Genomic DNA, 6,034 nt, shown 5'->3' with positions numbered 1-6,034 from the left:
TTGCTTTTTTAGTGTGCATTACGAATCAAACGGATGGATCAGTAAACCGCTCCGAAGTTTCGGTTCGAACCAAGTCGATTTCGGTGGCATCACTTCTCCGGCATCAGCCACTGCCATTAAATCTTCGATCGAAGTCGGATGCAAGTGAAAAGCGACAGCGGCATGCCCAGAGTCCACGATCTGCTCAAGACCAGCATATCCCTTGTGACCACCGACGAACTGGATCCGTGCGTCCGTCCTTGGATCTTCGATACCGAGTAACGGTGTCAACAACTCTTCTTGTAAAATCGAGACGTCGAGATTCGCTTTCGTTCCGATCCGTTCAGAATTGTACGAAAGGGTGTACCATTGCCGGTTGAGATACATCTCGATTTGGTGAGACTTCGTTTGTTCAGCGCGTCCTTTTGTAATCGTAAAGCGATGGGCTAATCGCTCGAGGAAGTCAACGACCGATTGACCGTATAAATCTTCGACGACACGGTGATAGCCAAGGATTCGTAATTGATCCTGCGGGAAGGAGACACCAAGAAAACGTTGGGCTTCCTCCTGATCCGTCCGACTGGCAGCGATGGCTGCCGCCGCTGCACGGTGGTGACCATCAGCGATATAGAGAGCGTCGTGACGGGCGAACTGGCTCCCGATCGTCAACAGGTGATTACGATTGGTGATTTTATAAATTCGATGTGTCACTCCATCGACGCTGAAATCATATAGGGAATCTCCAGCAGTGACCGTCGTGACGATTGCTTCGAGTTGTGGATCCGTCTGATGCGCCAGTAAAATCGGTCCCGTATGTGCTTGTAACTGTTCGACGTGTCGGACACGGTCGCGCTCTTTATCTGGACGTGTGAATTCATGTTTACGAATTTGATTCGTCTCATAATCGCTGACGGCAACACATCCGACGAAACCAGATTGCGTATGTGTCCCGTCTGACAACTGATAAATGTAATATGTCTCGTCCGTGTCGAGCTGTAAGATACCGTTTGTTTGACTCTCTTCGAAGGCAAGCGCTGCTTGCTGATAAACGCGTGGGTCATCTTCAGCGATCAATGACGGAAGGGTGGCTTCTGCTTTATCGATCCGTAAAAAAGACAGCGGATGACGTCGAATCTCAGAACGTGCTTCTTCGCGCGAATAAACATCATACGGTAAGGCGGCAAATTCTGCCGCATATTTTGAGTCCGGTCGTAACGCCGCAAAAGGTTCGAAAGTTGGCATGGGGTTCACTCCTTTTAAAGTAGACGTGTTTTCAAGACGCCAGGAATCTGATTCAGTCGGTCGAGCGAGATCGATTCGTCCGCATGGTTATCGATATCGATGATCGTATAGGCAATCGCATCTTTACTACCGTTGATCATGTTGGCGATATTGATCGACTCTTGTGCTAACACCGAGGCGATTTGACCGACCATGTTCGGAATGTTGTGGTGAGCAATCGTAATCCGTCGTTTTCCAGTGAACGGTAACTCGACAGCTGGAAAATTGACAGCATTGCGGATATTTCCTGTCTCAAGGAACAGACGCAGTTGATCGACTGCCATGATGGCACAGTTTTCTTCCGCTTCACTCGTCGATGCCCCGATATGTGGTAAGGCAATGACTCGGGGGAGGGACAAGATGAAGGCATTCGGGAAATCCGTCACATAGTTCGCCAGGCGACCGGAGCGGAGTACGTCGGCTAATGCTTGTTCATCGACGAGTTCGCCACGCGAGAAGTTGAGCAGGGTCGCGCCGTGTTTCATCTTCGAGAGGAGAGACGCATCGAGTAAACCTGTCGTTGCGTCAACGAGCGGGAGATGCAACGTGATGTAGTCGCTTGTCGCGAGGAGATCCTCGAGCTGTGTTGCCCGCTGAATCTGATTCGAGACGCGCCAAGCGGACTCAACGGACATATGTGGATCATAGCCTGTGACGGTCATGCCGAGCTCGTGAAGGGTGTTGGCTAAGTTTGCCCCGATCGCCCCAAGTCCAACGATCCCGATTCGTTTCCCGAGTAACTCCGTTCCGACGAATTGTTTTTTGTTCGCTTCGATCCGCTCCGGAATATCCGGTCCGCGCAAGTTGTTCGTCCAAAGCAGACTCGGGACGAGTTTTCGCGCCGTCAGGAACAAACTACCGATGACAAGTTCCTTGACGGCATTCGCATTGGCACCTGGTGTCGAAAAGACGGGAATCCCGCGGTTCGCGAGTTGATCGAGTGGAATCGTATTGACACCGACGCCAGCTCGGGCGACGGCTTTGAGACTATCTGGAAAGCGCATGTCATGTAAATCCTTGCTGCGGACGAGAAAGGCGTCTGGTTGCTCCGTTTCCCGCTGGACGTGATAGTCATCTGTAAATCGTTTTAATCCTTTGTCTGATAGATCATTCCATAGTTGGACTTGATACATTTAACGTTCCCCCTGTTCAAAACGGTGCATGATATGAAGCAGTGCCGTAACCCCTTCGGTCGGCATCGCATTGTAAAGACTCGCGCGCATTCCACCAATCGAGCGGTGACCGGCAAGATTGATCAAATCGTGACGCGCAGCGAAGTTCAAGAAAGCAGCGTCTTCCGATTCGCTTCCAGTCGAGAATGGAATGTTCATCCGGCTTCGATCCTTGACGGCTACATGGTTATGAAATAGATCGGATTGATCAATTGCTTCATATAACATGCGCGCTTGTGAGACGTTTCGTGCCGCGATCGTCTCGAGTCCCGTCTCTTCAATCCAATCGAGCACTAATTTCGTCATATAAAGACTAAACGTCGGTGGCGTGTTATAAAGAGATCGCTGTTTTGCATGGATGTCATACCGTAAGTAGGCACCGATCGTGTCAGGAACACGATCAAGCAACTCGTTCTTCACGATGACCACCGTTAAACCAGCGACACCAAGATTTTTTTGAGCACCAGCATACAACACATCGAATGACTCGATTGGCAATGGTTCAGACAAAATCGAAGACGAGACATCAGCGACGAGTGGCACATCGACATGTGGCGGTGTCTGATACGTCGTCCCTTCGAGCGTATTGTTCCAAGTGATATGCAAATAGTCGGCCGTTGACGTGAACGGACCTTCTGGGATGAAGCGATACCCGTGATCAGCGGAAGAGGCGAGCACACTGACCGTGGCGTACAGTTTGGCATCTGCCATCGCCTTCGTCGACCAGCCGCCGGTATCGATGAAATCAATCCGTCCGGTCTTCGTCGCCAGATTTTGCGGTAACATCGCGAACTGAAGTGTAGCTCCTCCCTGAAGAAACAATACGGAGTACGAATCGGGAATCGACATCAGTCTCCGTAAGGATTGTTCAGCCGCATCTCGAATCGATTCAAAGATTGGCGAACGATGACTCATTTCAAGAACGGATTGTCCTGAATTTTCATAATCGAGTAGCTCGGATTGAGCCTTCAATAGGACCGGGGCAGGAAGGACTGCTGGACCGGCAGAGAAGTTATAAACCGTCATGAGGAACACTCCTTCTTGAATTTTCAGAAAATATGTACCCCTCAAGTGTAACGGAATGAAAAATGAGAAGCAATTCCAACTGACGATGAATGGAACATGAAAACAAAAACATCCCTTGAATCCGTTACGACGGATCAAGAGATGTCAGTTGACCAAAGTGCCATTTCCAACCATCTGACGTAGCACGATAGATGGATACGATCCGGAAACGACCAACATATTGAGTTGTCCCGTATTCAAATCGGTCTTCTGTCAAACTATACTGGATTGCCGTATCTTCGAAATGATCAATGTATGAAAAATCATCGGTCCGGGATAACCAGCGGATGTTTGCAGGATCCACGTAATGATCGAGGTAGGTCTCGGCATCGAAAGACCGCCCTAACGCATCGATGAACGTAAATTCGGGAGATAATAGATGCGAGACTTGTGATAAATCTCCTTTTAGCATAGCCTCTTGAAGGTGTTGCATGGTTTGTTCGAGTGTCATGTTACATCTCCTTTCTTCCTGAATCGCTAGTGTAGCATATATAAACACAAAAAAGACCCTGCGTGAGCAGGGTCTAAAGGAAATTAAAGTTTTACAACGTTAGTTGCTTGTGGTCCGCGTTGACCTTCTTCAACTTCGAAAGAAACCTCTTGACCTTCGTCAAGTGATTTGAAACCTTCAGATTGGATTGCTGAGAAGTGTACGAATACGTCGTCTCCGCTTTCGCGCTCGATGAAGCCGAATCCTTTTTCTGCGTTAAACCATTTTACTTTACCTTGTTCCATGTGTATTGCCTCCTGCGTGTGACTGGCACACTGATTATTACTACCGTGATCAATTTCATCGAATATAAAGTGAAACACTTCGTATCTCCACCGAACAACAATAATTACTTAATAATATAGCATGCCTGTATCGAAAAAGAAAGGACAAAACAAAAAAAGAACAAACGAAGCTGTTCTTCTCTGAATAAAGCATACAATTAAAGGGTTCATTCTGCTCATGTCGAAAGAGTATAACTGATTCTTTCAACGAGTCGGAATATGTTCTCTTTTACTACTGAGTTGTCGTAATGTATGCAAAATGAATCCTTGAAAGTTCGGATAACGTGTCGGTTGTTCCCAAACAGTTCGGAATAGTTGCGTCATCGCGGAATGAATGAGTGCATCTTCCACTTGTGTGCGACGGAACAGAAGAAAGAGTGTTTTTTCGTAACGATCGTATAATCGTTCTAACGCGACAGGGTCGCGTTGTTTGATTTGATTGAGCAAATCAGTGTCTGAATACATAAGTCACTCCTTCTTCGACAGTTTTCTCTATAGTATGCTGTCACTGTAATGTAATGAAACTATTATGTAGATTCCCGCTACATGAATTATGAAACACGCAAACTTCTTGAACTAAAGATAATAATGGAAATGGAGGAGCGTTATATGTTTCCTGTATACATTCGTCCGTACATCTTGGAAGATGCAGCGGCGATCCTTGATGTGAATTTGCGAAACCGTGATCACTTTGAATACTGGATGCCTATCAAGCCGTCACCTGAACAATACACGATAGAAGGGCAACGAGAACGGATTCATCGTCATCTAGAGTTGATGCGTCAAGATGCTTATTATGCGTATGGTGTTTTTTTATCCGAGACGGACCAGTTGATTGGGGATGTTTCGGCGATGTTCGTTCAACGTGGACCAGCGGAGACGTGCATGATTGGCTACCAGTTGGATTCCGCCTTTTCAGGACGAGGATATATGGCACAAGCGGTCGGATTGTTCGTGGATCATTTATTTGATGTCCACCAGTTCCACCGGATCCGAGCTGAAGTCATGCCAGAGAATATCGGCTCGATCCGTGTCCTTGAAAAAGTCGGATTTCGTAAAGAAGGAATCGCGAAACAAAACCTCTTCATCAACGATGCCTGGGAAGACTTTATTTTGTTTGCTCTATTAAAAGAAGACCGGAAGGAGTCACGTCATGCCAATCTCTGATTACTATGCCAATCTGCGCCAACTTGTCGGAACGCAGCGTCTTTTTACACCATGCGTCGCAGCGATCATTCGAAACGAAGCAGGTCACATCCTCTTTCAGGATCCAGGAGGTCCGTTTTGGAGTTTGCCTGCTGGAACAATCGAACTGGGAGAATCTCCTGCGCAAGCAGTCATTCGCGAAGTCTATGAAGAAACGGGTCTATTCGTCCGACCGATTCGTCTGATTGCGACCTTCGGTGGAGAGGCGTTTCGTTTGACGTACCCAGACGGAAACGAAGTTGAATATGTAGCGACAGTATTCGAGTGTAAGGTAGTCGGCGGAACGCTCGAAGCGATTGATGGGGAATCCAAACAATTAGCATATTTCCCAAAACAGGATCGTCCTCCTTTGGCACTGCCTTATCCTGATCATGTGTTTGAAGCATCCGAAGCAACGAGCTATTTTGACTGGGAAGAGCACTGGTTGACAGATTTACAACAACAAAATCGGTAAAAACCGAACATTAAATTGCTGATAACGGAATAAAGTTCTTGAAAAACCTTAAAAACGCGAAAATTTCTTTGACACCATGAGGACAGTTCGTTATAGTCTGTCT

8 protein-coding genes are annotated in these 6,034 nt (G+C 47.3%); 2 read left to right on the top strand and 6 right to left on the bottom strand.

What is annotated here, in order from left to right; genetic code table 11:
- Positions 1–18: 18 nt before the first annotated feature.
- From F8N00_RS15615 to F8N00_RS15590, 6 genes are all read right to left on the bottom strand, one after another.
- Complete coding sequence (locus F8N00_RS15615; RefSeq protein ID WP_336448918.1) at positions 19–1,221, bottom strand: DUF1015 domain-containing protein; 1,203 nt, start codon at positions 1,219–1,221, stop codon at positions 19–21.
- Between the two features lie 14 nt (positions 1,222–1,235).
- Complete coding sequence (locus F8N00_RS15610; protein WP_421018533.1) at positions 1,236–2,393, bottom strand: phosphoglycerate dehydrogenase; 1,158 nt, start codon at positions 2,391–2,393, stop codon at positions 1,236–1,238.
- The gene (gene serC, locus F8N00_RS15605; protein WP_075642492.1) at positions 2,394–3,458 is read right to left on the bottom strand and encodes a 3-phosphoserine/phosphohydroxythreonine transaminase; all 1,065 of its coding nucleotides are present in this window, start codon (positions 3,456–3,458) and stop codon (positions 2,394–2,396) included.
- Positions 3,459–3,582: 124 nt separating this feature from the next.
- Positions 3,583–3,948 carry a nuclear transport factor 2 family protein gene (locus tag F8N00_RS15600; protein WP_075642491.1) on the bottom strand — a complete coding sequence of 122 codons (366 nt, stop codon included), beginning with the start codon at positions 3,946–3,948 and terminating at the stop codon, positions 3,583–3,585.
- An 83-nt stretch (positions 3,949–4,031) separates the two neighbouring features.
- Positions 4,032–4,232, bottom strand: coding sequence for a cold-shock protein (locus F8N00_RS15595; protein WP_023468529.1), 201 nt, complete (start codon positions 4,230–4,232; stop codon positions 4,032–4,034).
- A gap of 243 nt (positions 4,233–4,475) precedes the next feature.
- Positions 4,476–4,736, bottom strand: a complete 261-nt coding sequence (locus F8N00_RS15590; protein WP_055968430.1) for a hypothetical protein — start codon at positions 4,734–4,736, stop codon at positions 4,476–4,478.
- A 144-nt stretch (positions 4,737–4,880) separates the two neighbouring features.
- Here F8N00_RS15590 and F8N00_RS15585 point away from each other — a divergent pair, with 144 nt between their 5' ends.
- On the top strand, positions 4,881–5,438 hold the full coding sequence (locus F8N00_RS15585) for a GNAT family N-acetyltransferase (protein ID WP_075642490.1): 558 nt from the start codon (positions 4,881–4,883) through the stop codon (positions 5,436–5,438).
- The gene (locus F8N00_RS15580) at positions 5,425–5,931 is read left to right on the top strand and encodes an NUDIX domain-containing protein (RefSeq protein WP_075642489.1); all 507 of its coding nucleotides are present in this window, start codon (positions 5,425–5,427) and stop codon (positions 5,929–5,931) included. Before F8N00_RS15585 ends, F8N00_RS15580 begins: the two co-directional genes overlap by 14 nt.
- Positions 5,932–6,034 lie beyond the last annotated feature (103 nt).

This window comes from Exiguobacterium sp. A1_3_1 (assembly GCF_048985645.1).
Taxonomy (GTDB): domain Bacteria; phylum Bacillota; class Bacilli; order Exiguobacteriales; family Exiguobacteriaceae; genus Exiguobacterium_A; species Exiguobacterium_A indicum.
The sequence above is the reverse complement of the archived record's forward strand: the minus strand, read 5'-3'. Positions and strand labels throughout refer to the sequence as shown.

Bases quoted from the DNA above. Each gene is read 5' to 3' on its own strand.
- F8N00_RS15615 (WP_336448918.1), bottom strand. From the start codon at position 1,221: ATGCCAACTTTCGAACCTTTTGCGGCGTTACGACCGGACTCAAAATAT.
- F8N00_RS15610 (WP_421018533.1), bottom strand. From the start codon at position 2,393: ATGTATCAAGTCCAACTATGGAATGATCTATCAGACAAAGGATTAAAA.
- serC (WP_075642492.1), bottom strand. From the start codon at position 3,458: ATGACGGTTTATAACTTCTCTGCCGGTCCAGCAGTCCTTCCTGCCCCG.
- F8N00_RS15600 (WP_075642491.1), bottom strand. From the start codon at position 3,948: ATGACACTCGAACAAACCATGCAACACCTTCAAGAGGCTATGCTAAAA.
- F8N00_RS15595 (WP_023468529.1), bottom strand. From the start codon at position 4,232: ATGGAACAAGGTAAAGTAAAATGGTTTAACGCAGAAAAAGGATTCGGC.
- F8N00_RS15590 (WP_055968430.1), bottom strand. From the start codon at position 4,736: ATGTATTCAGACACTGATTTGCTCAATCAAATCAAACAACGCGACCCT.
- F8N00_RS15585 (WP_075642490.1), top strand. From the start codon at position 4,881: ATGTTTCCTGTATACATTCGTCCGTACATCTTGGAAGATGCAGCGGCG.
- F8N00_RS15580 (WP_075642489.1), top strand. From the start codon at position 5,425: ATGCCAATCTCTGATTACTATGCCAATCTGCGCCAACTTGTCGGAACG.